Origin of the sequence: Streptomyces sp. NPDC059169, assembly GCF_042755225.1 — a bacterium.
Classification (GTDB): Bacteria; Actinomycetota; Actinomycetes; order Streptomycetales; family Streptomycetaceae; genus Streptomyces.
This window is the reverse complement of the sequence record NZ_JBHZCF010000002.1, coordinates 246,603-265,596: the sequence shown is the minus strand read 5'-3', so window position 1 is coordinate 265,596 and position 18,994 is coordinate 246,603. Positions and strand designations below refer to the sequence as shown.

Here is an 18,994-nt window from a genome sequence, read left to right as displayed (position 1 = left end):
GTCACTTCCGAATCCCCGGCGCAGGGTTCGCCGTTCGCGCCCCACCGGGGTGGACAATTCCGGCATGACATTCTCGGCACGCACGACGGTCACGACGCTGGAGGACCGGATCGCGGGCTGCCTCGTCGGTGCGGCGGTCGGCGACGCGCTCGGCGGCCCCGTCGAGGGGTACGCCCCTGAGCAGATCGCGGAACGGCACGGCGGTCACGTCCACGGCGTCGTGGGGCCCTGGCACGGCGACGCCTGGCGCACCGCCCGCCCCCTGGCGCCGTACCACAAGGGTGACGGGCACGTCACCGACGACACCCTGATGACGCACGCCCTGGTGCGGGTCTACGGCACCGTCCGGGACCACTTGGACGCGTACGCCGTCGCGGACCACCTCGTACCCGACCTGATCTCCACCCCGCGCTGGATCCCCGAGCTGGAGGCGGAGGCGCTCCCCCTCCAGCGGATCTTCCTCGCGGAGAAGTGGCTGGTCACCCGCCTCCACTACGGCCACGTCGACCCCCGCGAGGCGGGCACCGGGAACATCGTCAACTGCGGTGCCGCGATGTACATGGCACCCGTCGGGCTGGTCAACGCCGCCCATCCGGAGGCGGCGTACGCCGAGGCGGTGGACGTCGCGGGTGCCCACCAGTCCAGCTACGGCCGGGAAGCAGCAGGGGTGTTCGCGGCGGCGGTGGCCGCGGCGTGCCGGCCCGGGGCGACACCCTCCACGGTCATCGACACCTGCCTGGCCCTGGCCAAGGACGGCACCCGTTCGGCTGTCGAGGCTGTGGCCGAAGCCGCCGTGCGGTACGACGACTTCGCCTCCGCCCTCGGGCCCCTCCGGGCGGCGGTCGCGCCCTTCGACACGGTCGGCCCCGACTACCGCGCACCCGGCCTCGGCGCCCGCCGCCCGTCCCGGCTGCACTCCGTCGAAGAACTCCCGGTCGCCCTGGGCATGCTGCTCGTCGGTGAGGGCGACTACCGGCGCACGGTGCTCGGCTCCGTGAACTACGGGCGCGACTGCGACTCCATCGCCACGATGTCCGGGGCGATCGCAGGCGCACTGCACGGGGAGGGTCCGATCCCGTCCGACTGGGTCAAGACGGTCGCCGACGCCAGCCGTCTCGATCTGCACGCCCCGGCGCGGACGCTCACCGACGTCGCCCACGAGGTGTTCGCCCGCGACCTGGCGCGCCGCCGCGCCCACGAGTCGGACTTCGCCCGGCTGACGGACACCCGGTGAACCTCCGGCTCACCTGGGTCCAGCCCGAGGACCTGGTCGGCCACGAGCTGCGGCAGGCGACCGAGGACGGCCGGGACACCACGGACGTCGCGCGCCGCTGGCGTGCCGCAGGCGGTCCCCCGGCCCCGGACGCGGCGGGCGCGTCCCCGCTGGCGGCGGCCCCCGAGCTGCGCGAGCTGGCGATTCGGCTGCTGGACGAACTGGCCGCCCTGACCAGCCCCTTGACCGCCCGGGAGCCCACGTCACTGGCACGGATCCGCGAAGCCTGCCCCCACTGGCCCGATCCGGCCACCGGGTCGGCCGGCGGAAGGCCGGACGCAACGCCCCCGAACCCGGCACCGCGGGACGGTACGGGCGGGCGCCGCCCGGGCGGTCCTCCGGTTCCCCCGGCCCCGGCGACGCGGGGCCGCCAGGGCACCGCAGTAGCAGGGGTCAATGACACGGGGGACACGCGCACGGGCACGGTGCACGGCGCTCGCTCCACGCCGACCTCCGACGACCCCCTCCTGCACCGCCTGCACGCCGCCTGGCTCGGCAGGGCCGCAGGATGCCTGCTCGGCAAGCCGGTGGAGAAGTTGCCGTTGCACGCCATCCGGCGTCTCGCCCGCGCCGCGGGCAACTGGCCGCTCACCGGCTGGTTCACCGCGAACGGTGTCCCGGACGCGCTGCTCCGCGCCCACCCGTGGAACCGCCGCTCCGCGGCCACTTCCCTCGCCGAGAACATCGACGGCATGCCCGAGGACGACGACCTCGACTACCCGCTCCTCACCCTGCTGCTCCTACAGAGGCACGGCCCGACCTTCCGCACCGCCGACGTCGCCCGGCTCTGGCTCGACGAGCTCCCGGCCGGCCGTACCTTCACCGCCGAGCGCCTCGCCTACCGAAACCTCCTGGCCGGTCTGGAACCACCGTTGACGGCCACCCGCCACAACCCGTTCCGCGAGTGGATCGGCGCCGCGATCCGCGCCGACGTCCACGGCTGGACGCACCCCGGCGACCCGGCAGCCGCAGCCGGACAGGCACACCGGGACGCGGTCCTGACCCATACCTCGAACGGCGTCTACGCGGCCATGTTCGTCGCCGCCGCACTCGCCGACGCCGCGGGCGGCAGGGCCGACGTACACCAGTGCCTGCGCACCGGGCTGCGGGTCGTGCCGCCGCAGTCCCGGTTGGCCCACGCCGTGACGACGGGGATCGCCACCGCCACCGCGCACGCCGACTTCGACACCGTCGTGGACCGGCTGCACGCCGTCTACGGGTCGTACCACTGGGTCCACTGCGTGCCCAACGCAGCGCTCCTCGCCGCCGCCCTCACCCACGCGGACGGGGACTTCTCCGGGTCGATCTGCCGGGCGGTGTCGGGCGGCTGGGACACCGACTCCAACGGCGCCACGGCCGGTTCGCTCACCGGGCTGCTCGCCGGACACCCGGACCGGTTGCCCACGCGGTGGACCGCCCCGCTGAGGAACCGCCTCGCCAGCACCGTCGGCCCGTTCGACGGCATCGGCTTCGACGCCCTCGCCCGCATCACCCACGCCCACGTCGCCCTTCCGGAGGATCCACGCCCATGACCGGCATCGTCGTGCTCGGCAGTACGAACATGGACCTCGTCGTCTACGTCGCGCGGGCCCCGCAGCGCGGGGAGACGGTGACGGGACGCGAGTTCCGCACGGTCCCGGGGGGCAAGGGCGCCAACCAGGCGATCGCCGCGGCGCGGGCCGGCGGTGACGTCGCGATGATCGGTGCCGTCGGCGCGGACGACTTCGGCGCACGCCTCCGGGAGGTGCTCGACCACTCCGCGGTGGACATCGACCTGTTGCGCACCGTCGAAGGCCCTTCGGGCACGGCGCACATCGTCGTGGACGACGAAGGGCACAACGCGATCGTCGTGATTCCCGGTGCGAACGGCACCGTCGACCATCTGACCCCCGGCGACGAGACCCTCATCGCCACCGCCGACGCGCTCCTCCTGCAGCTCGAACTCCCCCTGAGCGGCGTGCTCGCCGGGGCGGAAGCCGCCCGCCGCCACGGCGTGCGGACCGTCCTGACCCCGGCCCCCGCCCAGCCACTGCCCCGGGAACTGCTCGCCGCCACCGATCTGTTGGTCCCCAACGAGCACGAGGCCGCCGTGCTCGCCGGCACCGCCGACCCGCACGCCGCCGCCGAGGCGCTGCTCCGCCAGGTGCCGGAGGTGGTGATCACCCTCGGGGCCGCGGGCAGCCTGTACGCCGCCCGCGACGCCGAGCCCGTCACGACCCCCGCGCCACGGGTCCGCGCCGTCGACACGACCGGCGCGGGGGACACCTTCGTCGGTGCCCTCGCGGTGGCGGTCGTCGAAGGCAGACCGATGACCGCCGCGCTGGCCTGGGCCTCCGCGGCGGCGGCGCTCTCCGTCCAGCGCCCGGGGGCCTCCTCCGCCATGCCGTACCGCGCGGAGATCGACGCGGGACCGGAGACCACCCCGGCCGGCCCGTGACCGACCGCCCTGTCGCACGCGTACGAGCAGCCACCGCAGGAGCCTCGCAAGGAGCCCCCATGCACGACCCCGACGCCGACGGCGGCGCCCCCAGCAGGCCCGCCGGAGCCGGCCCGGCGCCCGCTGGAGACACCCCCTCCTCCCGTCCCCCCACGGGGCCGTCCACGACGCCTCCCCCCGGAGAAGGCCCGCTCTGCGGGCTGCGCGTCCTCGACCTCGCCACCCTCTTCGCCGGCCCGCTCGCCGCGACGATGCTCGGCGACTTCGGCGCCGACGTCATCAAGGTCGAACACCCCGGCAGACCCGACCCGTCGCGCGGCCACGGACCGTCCAAGGACGGGGTCGGCCTGTGGTGGAAGCTGCTCGGGCGCAACAAGCGCACCATCACCCTGGACCTGTCCACTCCGGGCGGCCGCGAGACGATGCTCCGGCTCGCCGCCACGGCCGACGTCGTCATCGAGAACTTCAGGCCCGGCACGCTGGAGAGGTGGCGGCTCGGCTGGGAGGAACTCCGCCAGGTCAACCCCCGCATCGTGCTGGCCAGGGTCACCGGCTTCGGCCAGTTCGGCCCGTACTGCCACCGCCCCGGCTTCGGGACCCTCGCCGAGGCGATGAGCGGGTTCGCCGCCATCACCGGCGAGCCCGGCGGTCCGCCCACGCTGCCACCCTTCGGCCTGGCCGACTCGATCGCGGCACTCGCCACCTCCTACGCCGTCATGACCGCACTGACCGCACGCGCCGCCACCGGTCGCGGGCAGGTCGTGGACATGGCCATCATCGAGCCGATCCTCACCGTCCTCGGTCCACAACCGATCTGGTACGACCAGCTCGGCTACGTCCAGCCGCGCACCGGCAACCGGTCGGGCAACAACGCGCCGCGCAACACCTACCGGGCGGCCGACGGCTCCTGGCTCGCGGTCTCCACCTCCGCGCAGTCCGTCGCCGAACGCGTCATGCACCTGGTGGGACGACCCGAGCTGACCCGCGAGCCGTGGTTCGCGACGGGCAGCGGACGGGCCGACCACGCCGACGAGCTCGACGAGGCGGTGGGTGCTTGGATCGGCCGCCACAGCCGCGACGAAGTCCTCGCCGCGTTCGACAAGGCGGAGGCCGCGGTCGCCGCCGTCTACGACGTGCGCGACGTCATGGACGACCCCCAGTACCGCGCTCTCGACAGCGTCACCGAAGTCCCCGACCCCGACCTCGGCCCCCTCCGCATGCAGAACGTCCTCTTCCGCCTCTCCGAGACTCCCGGCGGGATCCGCTGGGCCGGTCGGCCGCACGGTGCGGACACGGACGACGTCCTCACCGAGCTCGGCCTCCCTCCGGAGCGCATCGCCGTCCTGCGCCGCGAAGGCGCGCTGTGACCTCGCCGGCGCTCGCTCCCCCGCGCTTCCCTCTCACCTGGCTCTACGCCCCCGGTGACCGGCCCGAGGTCGTACAGAAGGCGCTGCTCTCCGGAGCGGACATCGTGATCGTCGACCTCGAGGACGCCGTCGCGCCGCATCGCAAGGCGTACGCGCTCGAGGCGACCGCGGAACTCCTCGCCTCCCCCCAGCCCGTACCGGTGCACGTCCGCATCCAGGCGGAGCAGGACATCACCGTGCTGGCCCCCCTCCCGGGCCTGTCGGCGCTCCGCATCCCCAAGGTGACGCACGCCGGCGACATCAAGGGTCCGGCGGAGCTGGCACCTGGGACGGAGCTGTACGCGCTGCTCGAGTCCGCCGGGGGCGTCGAGCACGCGTACGCCATCGCCACCGACCCGGCGGTGCGCGGCATCGCGCTCGGCGAGGCGGACCTCCGGGTCGACCTGGGCGTGCGGAACGACACCGGGCTCGACTGGCCGCGCAGCCGCATCGTGGTCGCGGCGCGCGCGGCGGGGCTCGCCCCGCCGGCGCAGTCGGTGTACCCGGACATCCGTGACCTGGACGGTCTCGCGGCCTCGTGCTCCCACGGCCGTGCCCTCGGCTTCCTGGGACGTGCGGCGATCCACCCGCGGCAGCTGCCGGTCATCGAACGGGCGTACCTGCCGGGCCCGGAAGAGGTGGAGGCGGCGGAGGAGGTCATCAAGGCGGCGGCAACGGAGGCGGGGGCGCTGGCCCTGCCCGATGGCCGTTTCGTCGACGCCGCCGTGGTGGCGGCAGCGCACCGCACGCTGGCCCTCGCGAGTCGGGGCGACCCGTGAGGCGGGGGGTGGCGGACGGCCACCGGGACCTGCGGCGTACCGGTGGCCGTCCTCGCGCTCCCGTGCCGCGGCCCGCCAAGGCGGGAAGGGCGGCGCGTCCCGGGCGCTGCTCCGGTGCGGAGGGACGGGAAAGCCCTGAGGGCCGCACCGGCTGCTGCGGCCGGTGCGGCCCTCGGGTGGGTGGACCTCTCGGGTCAGCTCTTGTTCGACGACTCCGGCCCCGCCGGGGCACCCTCGCCCTTCTCCACGGACACCGACGCGGACACGGCATCGGTGTCGGCATCGCCCCCGGTCGCCGTCCCGGGGTCCTTCTCCGGGGCCTGCGGCGGGTCCGCCACCGCGTCCGCGGCTTCGGCATCCGTCGCGGCGGCCTCCTCGTCCCCCTTCGCGTCGCCGTCGGCCTTCTGCTGCTCCACGGCCGCCGGCTCGACGACCTCCTCGCGGCCCGGCCGGATCCTCGCGGAGATCACGATGTAGGTGACGGCCAGGGCGAAGACGATGAGCGCCGTCCACACGTTCAGGCGGAGACCCAGGACGTGGTGCGCCTCGTCGACCCGCATGTACTCGATCCAGGCACGGCCCGCGCAGTACGCCGCGACGTACAGCGCGAACGCCCGGCCGTGCCCGAGCTTGAAGCGCCGGTCGGCCCAGATGACGAGCAGGGCGACGCCGACGCACCACAGCGACTCGTACAGGAACGTGGGGTGGTACAGGCCGGGCTCGCGGTTCACGCCCTCGGAGATCTTGAGGGCCCAGGGCAGGTCCGTCGGCTTGCCGTACAGCTCCTGGTTGAACCAGTTGCCCCAGCGTCCGATGGCCTGCGCGAACGCGATCCCCGGAGCGAGTGCGTCGGCGTACGCGGGCAGCGGGATGCCCCGTCGGCGGCAGCCGATCCAGGCGCCGACCGCACCGAGCGCGATCGCGCCCCAGATGCCGAGTCCGCCCTCCCAGACCTTGAACGCGTCGACCCAGTTCTCACCTTCGCTGAAGTACAGCTGGTAGTCGGTGATCACGTGGTACAGACGGCCGCCGACGAGGCCGAAGGGCACGGCCCAGACGGCGATGTCGGCTACCGTGCCGGTTCTGCCGCCGCGGGCGACCCAACGCTTGTTGCCGTACCAGACGGCGACGAAGACGCCGATGATGATGCAGAAGGCGTAGCCGCGCAGCGGGAGCGGTCCGAGGTGGAGGACTCCGGTCGACGGGCTGGGAATGTAGGCAAGGTCCATGGCAGATCCGACGCTACCGTGCCGGGCCGGGCGGACGGCAACCGGCAGGGCAACGTCTGCATAACGAGCCGCGGAAAATCAAGCCCATTGGCCGGGTCGACAGCGGCGGAGCAGGGGCTCAGGACCCCGTTGGGCTGGGCTGCGCCGTGCCCCGCTTCTTGCCCGCGTTCGCCTCGGCGACCCACTTCTTCAGGTTCTCCGCGGAGATCTGCTCACTGCCCTTCTGCGGGAAGATCGATTCGCCGTTGAGCAGCACGGTGGGCGTGCCGTGGAAGTCCCCGGCCGTGAAGGCGTCGGCAGACTTCTGGACCCACGCGTCGTGCTTGCCCTCCTCCACGCACGCGGTGAACGCCGGCGTCACGAGGCCCGGCACCTTGCGCGCCAGTTCGAGCAGCTTGCCGTTGTCGGAGAAGGCGTCCTGCGTCTCCGGCGGCTGGTTCTGGTAAAGCACGTCGTGGTACTCGGGGAACTTCCCGGCGTCCTGGGCGCAGGCGGCCGCGTTGGCCGCCTTGTGGGAGCCGGAGCCGCCCATGTTGCCGTCGATGAGCGACGCCAGGTGGTACTTGACCTTCAGCTGCCCGGAGGCGGTCAGGTCGTGGATCGTGTCCCTGAGCCCGTTCTCGAACGCGGCGCACGCAGGGCAGCGGAAGTCCTCCCAGACCGTGAGCGTGGCGGGGGCGTCGGAGGCCCCCACCGGAATCGCGAGTGCGTCCTTCCCCAGGGCACCGCTGGGGGCGACGACCGGCCCCGAAGCGGACCCCTCCCCCTTCTTGCCGGTGTTCGCCGCGATCACGCCGGCGACCGCGGCCAGGCCCAGCACGCCGACCACGGCCGCGGCCACGATCAGCGATCTCCGCCGCTTCTCCCGCGCCTTCTGCTGCTCACGTTCCTGCAGGAGCCGCTCTCGGGCGGTCCGCTTTCCGTCACGGTTGTTGTCGCTCACGCCCACAGCAACGAACCGGGGAGGCACGTATGCGCCTCCCCGGTCCGAGGTCCACCCGTACGGGGGATCACGGGTCCGTGGCGAACTCCGTCAGCGCTTGCGGACGCCTTCGGCGAGCTCGCCCGCCAGTGCCCGGACCGCCGCGATCCCGGCCGCGTGGTCGTCCGCGTCGAGCAACCGCTTGACGAAGGCGGAGCCGACGATCACGCCGTCGGCGAAGCCCGCGACCTCGGTCGCCTGCTCCGCATTGGACACGCCGAGGCCCACGCAGACCGGGAGGTCCGTGGTGGCGCTGGTGCGCCGCACCAGGTCCTGCGCCTGTGCGCCGACCGACTCGCGGGTCCCGGTGACCCCCATGAGGGATGCGGCGTAGACGAATCCCGAGCCCACCGCCGTGATCTTCGCCAGCCGCTCGTCCCGACTGCTCGGGGCGACGACGAACACGGTCGCGAGACCGTGCTTGCCGGCGTGCTCGCGCCAGGCCGCGGACTCCTCGACGGGCAGGTCGGGCAGGATGCAGCCGGCGCCGCCCGCCTCGGCGAGCTCGGCGGTGAACCGCTCGATGCCGTAGCGGTCGATCGGGTTCCAGTAGGTCATCACGAGCACCGGCTTCCCGGTCGCGGCATGGGCCTCGCGGACCGTGCGCATGACGTCCGCGATCTTCACTCCGCCCCGCAGGGCGATGTCGTCCGCGGTCTGGATGACCGGCCCGTCGAGGACGGGGTCGCTGTGCGGCAGGCCGACCTCGACGACGTCGGCGCCGCCGTCGAAGACGGCCTCGATCGCCTCGATGCCGCCGTCGACGGTCGGGAAGCCCGCCGGGAGGTAGGCGATGAGCGCCGCCCGGTTCTCGGACTTCGCCTGTGCCAGGGTGTCGCTCAGCAGTTGGATGTTCCCGCTCACTTGGCGTCCCCCTCGATCTCGGCGACCTCGCCCGCCGCGTCCGCCTCGACGGCACCGTCCGTGTCGTACAGCCCGAAGTAGCGGGCTGCCGTGTCCATGTCCTTGTCGCCCCTGCCGGAAAGGTTGACCACGATCAGCCCGTCCTCGCCCAGCTCCCTGCCGATCTCCAGCGCGCCCGCCAGCGCGTGCGCGGACTCGATGGCCGGGATGATGCCCTCGGTGCGGGAGAGCAGCCGCAGCGCCTGCATGGCCGCGTCGTCGGTCACGGCCCGGTACTCGCCCCGCCCGCTGTCCTTGAGGTACGAGTGCTCGGGACCGATGCCCGGGTAGTCGAGCCCGGCCGAGATCGAGTACGGCTCGGTGATCTGGCCCTCGTCGTCCTGGAGGACGTAGCTGCGCGAGCCGTGCAGGACGCCCGGCTCCCCCATCGTGAGCGTGGCCGCGTGCTCCCCGGTCTCGACCCCGTGGCCGCCCGGCTCGCAGCCGACGAGCCGAACACCGGCGTCCGGGATGAACGCGTGGAACAGCCCGATGGCGTTGGAGCCGCCGCCCACACAGGCGACCGCCGCGTCCGGGAGCCGGCCGGCGCGCTCCAGGACCTGGCGGCGGGCCTCGACGCCGATGACCCGGTGGAAGTCCCGGACCATGGCCGGGAAGGGATGCGGGCCCGCCACCGTACCGAACAGGTAGTGGGTGTGGTCCACGTTGGCGACCCAGTCACGGAACGCCTCGTTGATGGCGTCCTTCAGCGTGCGACTGCCGGACTTCACGGGGATGACCTCGGCGCCGAGCATCCGCATCCGGGCGACGTTGAGCGCCTGGCGCTGGGTGTCGATCTCCCCCATGTAGATGGTGCAGTCGAGGCCGAAGAGTGCGCACGCGGTCGCGGTGGCGACGCCGTGCTGCCCGGCGCCGGTCTCGGCGATGACCCTGGTCTTGCCCATGCGCTTGGTGAGGAGCGCCTGGCCCAGGACATTGTTGATCTTGTGGGAGCCGGTGTGGTTGAGATCTTCCCGCTTGAGGAAGATCCGGGCGCCGCCTGCGTGTTCGGCGAAGCGGGGCACCTCGGTCAGGGCGCTGGGCCGACCGGTGTAGTGGACGAGCAGGTCATCGAGCTCGGCGGCGAAGACCGGGTCCGCCTTGGCCTTGTCGTACTCGACGGCCACCTCGTCGACCGCGGCGACGAGCGCCTCGGGGATGAACTTGCCGCCGAAGTCACCGAAGTAGCCGGCCGCGTTCGGGACCGGACCTTCGGCGTCGGGAATGAAGTATTCGCTGGGCATGCCGGAACTCCTCTTGGGCTGCCGGAGCAGGAAGAAGTGAGAGGGATGTGCGGTCGCTGAGCGCTGCGCTCAGCGGCGCCATCGCATGCCGTTGACCTGACCGGGCTCGTCCCCGATGACATAGCGGACACGCCGTCCGTGCACCCGCCTGGCCGGGGCGCGGCAACCGCGGGGGCGGCAGCCGCGCGCCAGCGGGGCGTGCGGCACGCACGCCTCCGCACCGGCCGGGCAGAGGCCCCGGGACCGGGCGGACGGGACGCGGCTGATGACGGCGGTCACGGGAGGTCAGTCCCTCCCGTGCCGCAGGGCGGGGTGGGCACCGGCGGCGACGAGGTCCGCGACGGCGGCCTTCGGGTCGCGGCCGGTGACCAGGGACTCGCCGACCAGGACCGCGTCGGCGCCTTCGTTGGCGTACGCGATCAGGTCGTGCGGGCCCCGGACACCGGACTCGGCCACCTTGACGACGCCTGCGGGGATCTCCGGTGCGACCCGCTCGAACGTGGAGCGGTCGACCTTGAGGTCCTTGAGGTTGCGCGCGTTCACGCCGATGACCTTGGCACCGGCGGCAACGGCACGCTCGGCCTCGTCCTCGTCGTGGACCTCGACCAGCGGGGTGAGCCCGATCGACTCGGCACGCTCGATCAGTGAGACCAGGGCCTCCTGGTCGAGCGCCGCGACGATCAGCAGGGCGAGGTCGGCGCCGTACGCCCTGGCCTCCCACAGCTGGTACGAAGTGACGATGAAGTCCTTGCGGAGCACCGGGATGTCCACCCGGGCGCGCACGGCTTCCAGGTCCGCGAGCGAGCCGCCGAAACGGCGCTGCTCGGTGAGGACGGAGATGACGGCCGCACCACCGGCTTCGTAGTCGGCGGCGAGTCCGGCCGGGTCGGCGATGGCGGCGAGCGCGCCCTTGGACGGGCTGGAGCGCTTCACTTCGCAGATGACCTTGACGCCGTCGCCGCGCAGTGCGGCCACGCCGTCCTTGGCCTGGGGCGCCTTGGCGGCACGCTCCTTGAGCTCGTCGAGGCTGACCCGCGCCTGCCGCTCTGCGAGGTCGGCGCGCACGCCTTCGATGATCTCGTCGAGCACACTCACGCGAGCGGCCCCCTTCCGGGAGGTTGATGATGGATCACTGTCAGCTATCTCGATGGTATCCGGCCTCGGGCGATGGGCTCACATCCGGTTGACGACCATCCCACCAGCTGGGATTTCTCCCCGTCGTCAGGGGGCGAGCAGCGAACCGAACGGCAGGTTCCGGACGACCGTGAAGACCAGCAGGAGCCCTCCGAAGGCCCACCACGAGCGCGGCCCGGGCTCGATCCGCAGGGTCCGGCCCTTGGCCGCTCTGACCAGCCAGAGGGTCCACAGGACGGCGAAGACCCCGTAGCCGATGACCGCGAGGGCGTTCGCGCCGAATGCTACGGCCAGGTCTCCGTGGACGACCGCGTGCGCACTGCGCAGCCCACCGCAGCCTGGGCAGTAGAGCCCGGTGAGCCGCAACAGCGGGCAGACCGGGTAGTGGCCCGGCTCGTTCGGGTCGATCGTGCCGACGTAGGCGAAGGCCGCGGCCACACCGGCCAGTGTGGCCAGCGGCGGGGCCAGCCGGCGCAGGAGCGGTACGGGGGCGGGCACCGGGGGTAGCCCCGGAGCAGGACTGGCAGCGGGCATGACATCCACCTCGCGATTGTCGCCGATCATGCGGAGAGGCGCAGCCCGGGCTCGCCGGGCCGCGCCTCGTACGGAGCGCCTGATCGGGTCAGGAGGTCGCAGTGGCCTCGGCGGGCGCTGCCTGGGCACGGGCCGGGAGGTGGATGACCGACTCCTTCTGGCCGAGACCGGCGGCCTTCATCGCACCGCCGACGACGGCACCGAGCAGGGTGACGCCGACTCCGGCCCAGAAGCCGAGCGGGTTGGCCGCCACCATGAACACTCCTGCGACGCAGAAGCCGATGAAGGAGATGATGACACCCGTCCAGGCGGCCGGGGTGTGTCCGTGTCCGTGGCTGCTGCCCGCCATGAATTGCTCCTCGCTGGTGTTGCGCTGTGGGGTGAGTCGGACGCTCCGCTCCATTGTCCCGTACGTGCGGGGCGTTCCGGACGTGGGGGTCGTCACTGATCGCCGGTGGGGTCCTCACCGCGGTCGAGGGCCTTCCACAGCTCCTCGGGGCGGTCGGGGTCGGCAGCGGCACGGGCCTTGCGCGGACGGGCGACGGCATCGCGTTCGTAGCGGCCGGACATGGTCGGCCAGGACCCTCCGAAGCGGAGCGCCAGCAGGCCCGCGAGCAGGATCAGCAGTCCCCCGGCGGCAGCGGCGTACGGCCAGGCGGTGTGCGTCAGTGCGTGGATCGACGCGGCGGCGTCTCCCGTGGTCGTGCGGGCCCTCTCGTCGAGCGCCGCACTGTCGGACGCGCCCAGGAACGCAGCGGCCGCCACACCCGCACCCGCCAGTGCGAGCAGCGCGGACACCAACATCCGGCCGGTCCTGCGCACGGCGAAGACGGCGACAAGGGCCGCCAGGCCGACGACGGCGAGGGCGGCCGGGACCCCGGTCACGTCCCGGCCGCCGGCGTCCAACGGCACGCTGCCGCCGCCGACCTCGGCCGTGCCCGAGGCCCATGTCTGTCCCGAGGCGAGCAGCACGACGGCGGCGCCGACGGCGCCCAGGAACAGGGCGGCGGCGAGGCTGCGCCGACTGCCCGCGCCGGTCGTCGCGGGCGGGGCGGCCTCTCGGTTCTCGGTACTCGTCTGGGGTACGGGTACGGCAGTCACGTCCCCCACTATCCCTTACGCGTTCCGTTCCCGTTCAGCCGGTTCGCGGTGTGGACCGCGCGCAGCACCGCGGCCGCCTTGTTGCGGCATTCCGTGTCCTCGGCGACCGGGTCGGAGTCGGCGACGATGCCCGCACCTGCCTGCACGTAGGCGGTGCCGTCCCGCAGCAGGGCGGTGCGGATGGCGATCGCCGTGTCGGAGTCGCCCGCGAAATCGAGGTAGCCGACGCAGCCGCCGTACAGGCCGCGGCGGGAGGGTTCCAACTCCTCGATGATCTGCATCGCACGGGGCTTCGGGGCGCCGGACAGCGTGCCCGCCGGGAAGCAGGCGGTGAGTACGTCGAAGGCGCTGCGCCCCTCGGCGACCCTGCCGGTGACGGTGGAAACGATGTGCATCACGTGCGAGTAGCGCTCGATGGACATGAAATCGACCACTTCGACCGAACCCGGCTCGCAGACGCGGCCCAGGTCGTTGCGCCCGAGGTCGACGAGCATGAGGTGTTCGGCGCGCTCCTTGGCGTCGGCGAGCAGTTCGTCGGCGAGGGCCTGGTCCTCCTGCGGCGTGGCTCCGCGGGGACGCGTCCCCGCGATGGGGTGCACCATGGCCCGGCCGTCCTCGACCTTGACCAGTGCCTCCGGGCTCGAGCCGACGACGTCGAAGTCGCCGTCCTCGTGCGGGAAGCGCAGCAGGTACATGTACGGGCTGGGGTTGGTGGCGCGGAGTACGCGGTAGACGTCGAGCGCGCTCGCCTCGCACGGGGTCTCGAAGCGCTGGGACGGGACCACCTGGAATGCCTCGCCCGCCCGGATGCGCTCCTTGACGTCCTCCACGGCCGTCCGGAACTGTTCGCCGCCCCACAGGGCCGTGTACGGGGGCAGCTCGGACGCCGGCAGGGCGTGCGGCCGGTAGTCGACGGGCCGTGCCAGGTCGGCCTCCATGGCGTCGAGGCGGGAGACCGCGTCCGCGTAGGCCTCGTCGACACCGGTGTCGAGGTCGTTGTGGTTGATGGCGTTGGCGATCAGCAGGACGCTGCCGTCCCAGTGGTCGAGTACGGCGAGGTCCGAGGTGAGGAGCATGGTCAGCTCGGGCAGCCGCAGGTCGTCGCGGCCGTGGTCGCCGATCTTCTCCAGCCGACGGACGATGTCGTAGCCGAGGTACCCGACCATGCCCCCGGTGAAGGGCGGCATGCCGGGGGCCAGGTCGCGCGTGGGGGCACCTCCCATGCCGCCAGGCACAGGGGTGGGGGCACCTCCCATGCCGCCAGGCACAGGGGTGGGGGCACCTCCCATGCCGCCAGGCATAGGGGTGGGGGCACCTCCCATGCCGCCAGGCATAGGGGGAGTGTGCAGGGCCTCGACGGTGGCGCGCAGGGCCGTGAGCGGATCGCCGTCGGTCGGGACGCCGACGGGCGGTGTGCCGAGCCAGTGGGCCTGGCCGTCGCGCACGGTGAGGGTCGCGGCGGACCGCACACCGATGAAGGAGTAGCGGGACCAGGACCGGCCGTTCTCCGCGGATTCGAGGAGGAAGGTGCCGGGCCGCTCCCCCGCGAGCTTGCGGTAGAGGCCGACCGGCGTGTCACCGTCCGCGAGGAGTCGGCGGCTGACGGGGATGACGCGGCGGTCGGCCGCCAGCTTGCGGAAGGTCTCGAGGTCCATGGCGTACGACCCTACTGGCCGAGCGGGAGCACGTCGGCGTCGAAGCAGGTGCGGTCGCCGGTGTGGCAGGCGGAGCCGATCTGGTCGACCTTGACGAGCACGGTGTCGGCGTCGCAGTCGAGCGCGACCGACTTGACGTGCTGGACGTGGCCGGACGTGTCGCCCTTGACCCAGTACTCCCGACGGCTGCGGGACCAGTACGTGGCACGCCCCGTCGTCAGGGTGCGGTGCAGCGCCTCGTCATCCATCCACCCGAGCATGAGCACCTCACCGGTGTCGTACTGCTGTGCAATGGCCGGAACCAGGCCGTCGGTGCTGCGCTTGAGGCGGTCGGCGATGGCGGGGTCGAGTGCGCTGGGCATGCTGCTCATCCCGCCATTGTGCCGCGTTCGCGGGGCGGCTCGGGGGTAGGTCCGGTGGGCGGACGACCGTCGGCAGCCGTAGGCTGACCGGCATGTCGACCCATGCCAAGCGTGAACGACTCCTGCTCGCCGACCTCCTGGAGGCCGCGGGCCCCGAGGCACCCACCCTGTGCGAGGGGTGGACCACCCGCGATCTGGCCGCGCACGTGGTGGTGCGCGAGCGCCGCCCGGACGCGGCCGCCGGGATCGTCGTCGGCCTTCTGAAGGGCAGGCTGGAGCGGGTGCAGGCCGAGTTCGCCGCCAAACCGTACGCGGAGCTGGTACAGCTGATCCGCACCGGTCCGCCGAGGCTTTCGCCCTATGCGATCAAGCCGGTGGACGAGGGGGCGAACACCGTCGAGTTCTACGTCCATGCCGAGGACGTGCGCCGCGCCCAGCCGGACTGGTCGCCCCGTGAGCCTGACCCGGTGTTCGCGGATGCGCTGTGGACCCGGTTGGAGCGGGCGGCCCGGTTGCTGGGGCGCAAGTCGCCGGTGGGCGTGGTCCTGCGCCGCCCGGACGGGCGGACGGTGGTGGCGCACCGCGGTGTGCCGGTGGTGACGGTGACCGGGGAGCCGGGTGAGCTGACCATGTTCGCCTTCGGTCGGCAGGACGCGGCCGAGGTGGAGTTGGAGGGCGACAAGGACGCGATCGCCCGGGTGGGCACGGCGCAGCTGGGGATGAGCGGGCTCTAGCGGCTGTGGGGGCGAAGGGGCGCGCCGGTCGAGGGCTGGAGCGGCCCCGCCGGTCCCTCGACCGGTCGCCCGGGGACGCCGCTGCGCTCCGCACCGCCGGGGGCGCGTACGCCGGAGCGGGCACCCCGGCGATCCGGTTCGTGATCGTCTGCGCGGAGTTGCCCTGCGGGGTGCCCTCCCCTTCCGTCGTCACGGCGGCGTCGGGCCGGCCGCTCGGCGCGGAGGTGGGCCTGGACGGCCGCGTCCCCGGAGAACGGGGGATCCATCAGGATCCAGCCGTTGGCCACGAGCACGCCGGGCCTGAAGTGCTCGGCCGCCGTGTTCTCCTGGCACACCGTGACGGGAAACGTCTTGTGCCACAGCCGAGCCCGACCGCGCCGGGGTCGGGCTGGGTGCGAAGGCCGCGGGCGACAGCACCGCACCATGCGGGCAGAGCCCGGGCGGCGCCCGGCGAACGGTACGACGCCCCCGCCCTCCGGACGGCCGGCCCGGAGGGTGGACGGAAGCGCTCAGCGGACGGGGTGCCCCGAGGACCGGAGCGTCTCCTTGACCTCGGAGATCCTCAGGTCACCGAAGTGGAAGACCGATGCCGCCAGCACCGCGTCGGCACCTGCTGCGATCGCCGGGGGGAAGTCTGCGAGCTTGCCCGCACCGCCGGAAGCGATCACCGGAACCGTCACGTACGTGCGAACGGCAGCGATCATCTCCGTGTCGTACCCGTCTTTCGTGCCGTCCGCGTCCATCGAGTTGAGCAGGATCTCACCCGCGCCCAATTCGGCGGCACGGTGGGCCCATTCGACCGCGTCGATGCCCGTGCCCCGACGGCCACCGTGCGTGGTGACCTCGTAGCCGGACGGTGTGGTGGTGCCGTCCGGGGTGCGCCGGGCGTCGACGGAGAGCACCAGGACCTGTCGGCCGAAGCGCTCGGCAATCTCCCGGATCAGCTCGGGCCGGGCGATGGCCGCGGTGTTCACACCGACCTTGTCGGCACCTGCCCGCAGCAGCTTGTCGACGTCGTCCGCCGAGCGGACGCCGCCGCCCACGGTCAGCGGGATGAAGACCTGCTCGGCGGTGCGGCGCACCACGTCGTACGTCGTCTCCCGGTTGCCGGACGACGCCGTGATGTCGAGGAATGTCAGCTCGTCGGCGCCCTCGGCGTCGTACAGCTTGGCCATCTCGACCGGGTCCCCCGCGTCCCGCAGGTTCTGGAAGTTGACTCCCTTGACCACCCTGCCGTTGTCCACGTCCAGGCAGGGGATGACTCGGACGGCGAGGGTCATGCCCTTCCTCCCTCTTCTCCGGCGGGCCGGTACGCCTCGACCTCGACCTCCACGACCAGGCGCGGGTCGACGAAGCCGGAGACGATGAGCATCGATGCGGCGGGGCGGACCGTTCCGAAGAGGTCCTTGTGGGCGCGGCCCACTTCGTCGACGTCCCGGGCGTGGGTGAGGTACATGCGGGTACGCACGACGTGCTCACTGCCGAGGCCCAGTTCCTTCAGGGCGCCGAGGGCGACGTTGAAGGCGTTCACGGCCTGGTCGTACGGGCCTCCGTCCACGACCGCGCCGTCGATCACCGACGTACAGCCGGAGACCAGCACGAGGCCGTTCGGCAGCTCGACCGCACGGGAGTACCCGAAGGACTCCGCCCACGGCCCCCCTGACACGACGCGACGGACGAGGCCGCTCACAGCGACACCGCTTCCAGTGCCTCTTCGAGGGTGAAGGCCTCGGCGTACAGCGCCTTTCCGACGATGGCGCCCTCCACGCCCTGCGGCACCAGACCCGCGAGGGCTCGCAGGTCGTCGAGCGACGAGACGCCGCCGGAGGCGACGACCGGCTTGTCGGTGGCGGCGCACACGTTGCGCAGCAGCTCCAGGTTGGGCCCCTGGAGCGTGCCGTCCTTGGCGATGTCGGTGACGACGTACCGTGCACAGCCCTCGGAGTCCAGCCGCGCCAGCGTCTCGTAGAGGTCGCCGCCGTCACGGGTCCAGCCGCGACCGCGCAGGGTCGTGCCGCGGACGTCGAGCCCCACCGCGATCTTGTCGCCGTGCTCGGCGATGACCTTGGCGACCCACTCGGGTGTCTCCAGCGCGGCGGTGCCGAGGTTGACCCGGGTGCAGCCGGTGGCGAGGGCGGCGGCGAGGGTGGCGTCGTCGCGGATCCCTCCGGACAGCTCCACCTTGATGTCCATGGCCCGGGTGACCTCGCGCACCAGCTCCCTGTTGTCGCCGGTGCCGAACGCGGCGTCGAGGTCGACCAGGTGGAGCCACTCGGCGCCCGCGCGCTGCCAGGCGAGGGCCGCCTCCAGCGGGGAGCCGTAGGAGGTCTCCGTACCGGACTCACCGTGCACGAGCCGGACGGCCTGCCCGTCGCGGACGTCGACGGCGGGGAGGAGTTCAAGCTTCTGAGCCATGATCAGAGGGTCTCGATCCAGTTGGTGAGGAGCTGCGCGCCGGCATCGCCGGACTTCTCGGGGTGGAACTGGGTGGCCCACAGGACGCCGTTCTCCACGGCAGCCACGAAGGGTTCGCCGTGCGTCGCCCAGGTGACCTTCGGGGCGCGCATGGCCGGGTTGGTCACTTCCAGGCCCCACTCGTGCACGGCGTACGAGTGCACGAAGTAGAAGCGGGCGCCGGCGTCGAGACCGGCGAACAGCTCGGAGTCCTCGGGCGCCTCCACCGTGTTCCAGCCCATGTGGGGTACGACGGGCGCCTTCAGCGGTGCGACGACGCCGGGCCACTCGTCCAGGCCCTCGGTCTCCACGCCGTGCTCGATGCCGCGTTCGAAGAGGATCTGCATGCCGACGCAGATGCCCATCACCGGACGGCCGCCGGACAACCTGCGGTCGATGATCCAATGGCCCCGGGCCCGCTGGAGCCCCGTCATGCAGGCGGAGAAGGCGCCGACGCCGGGAACGAGCAGCCCGTCGGCATTCATCGCCTTGTCGAAGTCGCGGGTGATCTCGACGTCCGCACCGACGCGGGCGAGGGCGCGCTCGGCGGAACGGACGTTGCCGAAGCCGTAGTCGAAGACGACCACGCTCTTGCGGTCGGTCATGACCAGACCTCCAGCCGGAGGACGCCGGCGACCAGGCACAACGCCGCGCTGACCGAGAGCAGCACGATCACGCCCTTCGGCATCTGCTGCTTGGCGAAGGAGATCACACCGCCGATGAGGAAGAGACCGAGGACGATGAGGATGGTGGACAGACCGTTCACG

Annotated in this window: 21 protein-coding genes and 1 pseudogene; 6 read left to right on the top strand and 16 right to left on the bottom strand. The window is 72.6% G+C overall.

The features are described 5' to 3' along the window. Positions 1 to 64: 64 nt before the first annotated feature. The 5 genes from ACFXOM_RS05065 to ACFXOM_RS05045 are packed head-to-tail and all read left to right on the top strand — an operon-like array spanning position 65 to position 5,895. Complete coding sequence (locus ACFXOM_RS05065) at positions 65 to 1,234, top strand: ADP-ribosylglycohydrolase family protein (protein ID WP_384929879.1); 1,170 nt, start codon at positions 65 to 67, stop codon at positions 1,232 to 1,234. Continuing rightward, complete coding sequence (locus ACFXOM_RS05060; RefSeq protein WP_384929882.1) at positions 1,231 to 2,805, top strand: ADP-ribosylglycohydrolase family protein; 1,575 nt, start codon at positions 1,231 to 1,233, stop codon at positions 2,803 to 2,805. Before ACFXOM_RS05065 ends, ACFXOM_RS05060 begins: the two co-directional genes overlap by 4 nt. Further along, a complete protein-coding gene (gene rbsK, locus ACFXOM_RS05055; protein ID WP_384929884.1) occupies positions 2,802 to 3,710 on the top strand; it encodes a ribokinase in 909 nt (302 codons plus the stop codon). The genes ACFXOM_RS05060 and rbsK overlap by 4 nt, the downstream gene beginning before the upstream one ends. A gap of 59 nt (positions 3,711 to 3,769) precedes the next feature. Then, positions 3,770 to 5,077, top strand: coding sequence for a CaiB/BaiF CoA transferase family protein (locus tag ACFXOM_RS05050; RefSeq protein WP_384929886.1), 1,308 nt, complete (start codon positions 3,770 to 3,772; stop codon positions 5,075 to 5,077). Continuing rightward, positions 5,074 to 5,895, top strand: a complete 822-nt coding sequence (locus tag ACFXOM_RS05045) for an HpcH/HpaI aldolase/citrate lyase family protein (RefSeq protein ID WP_384929889.1) — start codon at positions 5,074 to 5,076, stop codon at positions 5,893 to 5,895. The genes ACFXOM_RS05050 and ACFXOM_RS05045 overlap by 4 nt, the downstream gene beginning before the upstream one ends. 415 nt (positions 5,896 to 6,310) lie before the next feature. On the opposite strand, the pseudogene lgt reads toward ACFXOM_RS05045, so the two are convergent. The 11 genes and pseudogenes from lgt to hisI all read right to left on the bottom strand — a co-directional run. Continuing rightward, a pseudogene (gene lgt / locus ACFXOM_RS05040) lies at positions 6,311 to 7,124 on the bottom strand (prolipoprotein diacylglyceryl transferase); the annotation flags it as partial. A 118-nt stretch (positions 7,125 to 7,242) separates the two neighbouring features. Beyond that, positions 7,243 to 8,073 carry a DsbA family protein gene (locus ACFXOM_RS05035; protein WP_384944315.1) on the bottom strand — a complete coding sequence of 277 codons (831 nt, stop codon included), beginning with the start codon at positions 8,071 to 8,073 and terminating at the stop codon, positions 7,243 to 7,245. Between the two features lie 84 nt (positions 8,074 to 8,157). Beyond that, on the bottom strand, positions 8,158 to 8,970 hold the full coding sequence (trpA, locus tag ACFXOM_RS05030; RefSeq protein WP_384929891.1) for a tryptophan synthase subunit alpha: 813 nt from the start codon (positions 8,968 to 8,970) through the stop codon (positions 8,158 to 8,160). After that, the gene (gene trpB / locus ACFXOM_RS05025; protein ID WP_384929894.1) at positions 8,967 to 10,253 is read right to left on the bottom strand and encodes a tryptophan synthase subunit beta; all 1,287 of its coding nucleotides are present in this window, start codon (positions 10,251 to 10,253) and stop codon (positions 8,967 to 8,969) included. The genes trpA and trpB overlap by 4 nt, the downstream gene beginning before the upstream one ends. A gap of 69 nt (positions 10,254 to 10,322) precedes the next feature. After that, a complete protein-coding gene (trpM, locus tag ACFXOM_RS05020; protein WP_384929897.1) occupies positions 10,323 to 10,532 on the bottom strand; it encodes a tryptophan biosynthesis modulator TrpM in 210 nt (69 codons plus the stop codon). Between the two features lie 6 nt (positions 10,533 to 10,538). Next, positions 10,539 to 11,348 carry an indole-3-glycerol phosphate synthase TrpC gene (gene trpC / locus ACFXOM_RS05015; RefSeq protein WP_384929900.1) on the bottom strand — a complete coding sequence of 270 codons (810 nt, stop codon included), beginning with the start codon at positions 11,346 to 11,348 and terminating at the stop codon, positions 10,539 to 10,541. A gap of 126 nt (positions 11,349 to 11,474) precedes the next feature. Continuing rightward, on the bottom strand, positions 11,475 to 11,921 hold the full coding sequence (locus ACFXOM_RS05010; RefSeq protein ID WP_384929903.1) for a DUF2752 domain-containing protein: 447 nt from the start codon (positions 11,919 to 11,921) through the stop codon (positions 11,475 to 11,477). Positions 11,922 to 12,009: 88 nt separating this feature from the next. Continuing rightward, positions 12,010 to 12,270 carry an HGxxPAAW family protein gene (locus tag ACFXOM_RS05005; RefSeq protein WP_384929906.1) on the bottom strand — a complete coding sequence of 87 codons (261 nt, stop codon included), beginning with the start codon at positions 12,268 to 12,270 and terminating at the stop codon, positions 12,010 to 12,012. 92 nt (positions 12,271 to 12,362) lie between these two features. After that, on the bottom strand, positions 12,363 to 13,022 hold the full coding sequence (locus ACFXOM_RS05000; protein WP_384929908.1) for a TIGR02234 family membrane protein: 660 nt from the start codon (positions 13,020 to 13,022) through the stop codon (positions 12,363 to 12,365). An 8-nt stretch (positions 13,023 to 13,030) separates the two neighbouring features. Further along, positions 13,031 to 14,677 carry an anthranilate synthase component I gene (locus tag ACFXOM_RS04995; protein WP_385036955.1) on the bottom strand — a complete coding sequence of 549 codons (1,647 nt, stop codon included), beginning with the start codon at positions 14,675 to 14,677 and terminating at the stop codon, positions 13,031 to 13,033. Between the two features lie 11 nt (positions 14,678 to 14,688). Beyond that, positions 14,689 to 15,048: a phosphoribosyl-AMP cyclohydrolase gene (gene hisI, locus ACFXOM_RS04990; protein WP_384929914.1), complete on the bottom strand. Its 360-nt coding sequence runs from the start codon at positions 15,046 to 15,048 to the stop codon at positions 14,689 to 14,691. An 83-nt stretch (positions 15,049 to 15,131) separates the two neighbouring features. Between hisI and ACFXOM_RS04985 the strand changes: the two genes are divergently transcribed. Further along, a complete protein-coding gene (locus ACFXOM_RS04985; protein WP_384929916.1) occupies positions 15,132 to 15,773 on the top strand; it encodes a TIGR03085 family metal-binding protein in 642 nt (213 codons plus the stop codon). Between the two features lie 509 nt (positions 15,774 to 16,282). Here the strand turns inward: ACFXOM_RS04985 and hisF are convergent. Genes hisF through ACFXOM_RS04960 form a run of 5 tightly spaced genes read right to left on the bottom strand, consistent with a single transcriptional unit; the run spans position 16,283 to position 18,993 of the window. Then, complete coding sequence (hisF, locus tag ACFXOM_RS04980; protein WP_384929919.1) at positions 16,283 to 17,053, bottom strand: imidazole glycerol phosphate synthase subunit HisF; 771 nt, start codon at positions 17,051 to 17,053, stop codon at positions 16,283 to 16,285. After that, entirely contained in the window at positions 17,050 to 17,463 is a 414-nt protein-coding gene (locus ACFXOM_RS04975) for a RidA family protein (RefSeq protein ID WP_384929921.1), read from the bottom strand. The genes hisF and ACFXOM_RS04975 overlap by 4 nt, the downstream gene beginning before the upstream one ends. Beyond that, positions 17,460 to 18,188 carry a bifunctional 1-(5-phosphoribosyl)-5-((5-phosphoribosylamino)methylideneamino)imidazole-4-carboxamide isomerase/phosphoribosylanthranilate isomerase PriA gene (gene priA, locus ACFXOM_RS04970; protein ID WP_384929924.1) on the bottom strand — a complete coding sequence of 243 codons (729 nt, stop codon included), beginning with the start codon at positions 18,186 to 18,188 and terminating at the stop codon, positions 17,460 to 17,462. The genes ACFXOM_RS04975 and priA overlap by 4 nt, the downstream gene beginning before the upstream one ends. Positions 18,189 to 18,190: 2 nt before the next feature. Next, positions 18,191 to 18,832 (bottom strand): imidazole glycerol phosphate synthase subunit HisH, encoded by a 642-nt coding sequence (gene hisH, locus ACFXOM_RS04965; RefSeq protein ID WP_384929927.1) that lies wholly within the window; start codon positions 18,830 to 18,832, stop codon positions 18,191 to 18,193. Continuing rightward, a complete protein-coding gene (locus ACFXOM_RS04960) occupies positions 18,829 to 18,993 on the bottom strand; it encodes a hypothetical protein (protein WP_384929929.1) in 165 nt (54 codons plus the stop codon). The genes hisH and ACFXOM_RS04960 overlap by 4 nt, the downstream gene beginning before the upstream one ends. Between the last annotated feature and the right edge of the window lies 1 nt (position 18,994).

Coding starts and splice junctions, on each gene's coding strand:
- ACFXOM_RS04985 (WP_384929916.1), top strand. CDS start 15,132: ATGTCGACCCATGCCAAGCGTGAACGACTCCTGCTCGCCGACCTCCTG.
- ACFXOM_RS04995 (WP_385036955.1), bottom strand. CDS start 14,677: ATGGACCTCGAGACCTTCCGCAAGCTGGCGGCCGACCGCCGCGTCATC.
- hisF (WP_384929919.1), bottom strand. CDS start 17,053: ATGACCCTCGCCGTCCGAGTCATCCCCTGCCTGGACGTGGACAACGGC.
- ACFXOM_RS05005 (WP_384929906.1), bottom strand. CDS start 12,270: ATGGCGGGCAGCAGCCACGGACACGGACACACCCCGGCCGCCTGGACG.
- hisH (WP_384929927.1), bottom strand. CDS start 18,832: ATGACCGACCGCAAGAGCGTGGTCGTCTTCGACTACGGCTTCGGCAAC.
- ACFXOM_RS05065 (WP_384929879.1), top strand. CDS start 65: ATGACATTCTCGGCACGCACGACGGTCACGACGCTGGAGGACCGGATC.
- rbsK (WP_384929884.1), top strand. CDS start 2,802: ATGACCGGCATCGTCGTGCTCGGCAGTACGAACATGGACCTCGTCGTC.
- ACFXOM_RS05010 (WP_384929903.1), bottom strand. CDS start 11,921: ATGCCCGCTGCCAGTCCTGCTCCGGGGCTACCCCCGGTGCCCGCCCCC.
- hisI (WP_384929914.1), bottom strand. CDS start 15,048: ATGAGCAGCATGCCCAGCGCACTCGACCCCGCCATCGCCGACCGCCTC.
- trpB (WP_384929894.1), bottom strand. CDS start 10,253: ATGCCCAGCGAATACTTCATTCCCGACGCCGAAGGTCCGGTCCCGAAC.
- ACFXOM_RS05050 (WP_384929886.1), top strand. CDS start 3,770: ATGCACGACCCCGACGCCGACGGCGGCGCCCCCAGCAGGCCCGCCGGA.
- priA (WP_384929924.1), bottom strand. CDS start 18,188: ATGGCTCAGAAGCTTGAACTCCTCCCCGCCGTCGACGTCCGCGACGGG.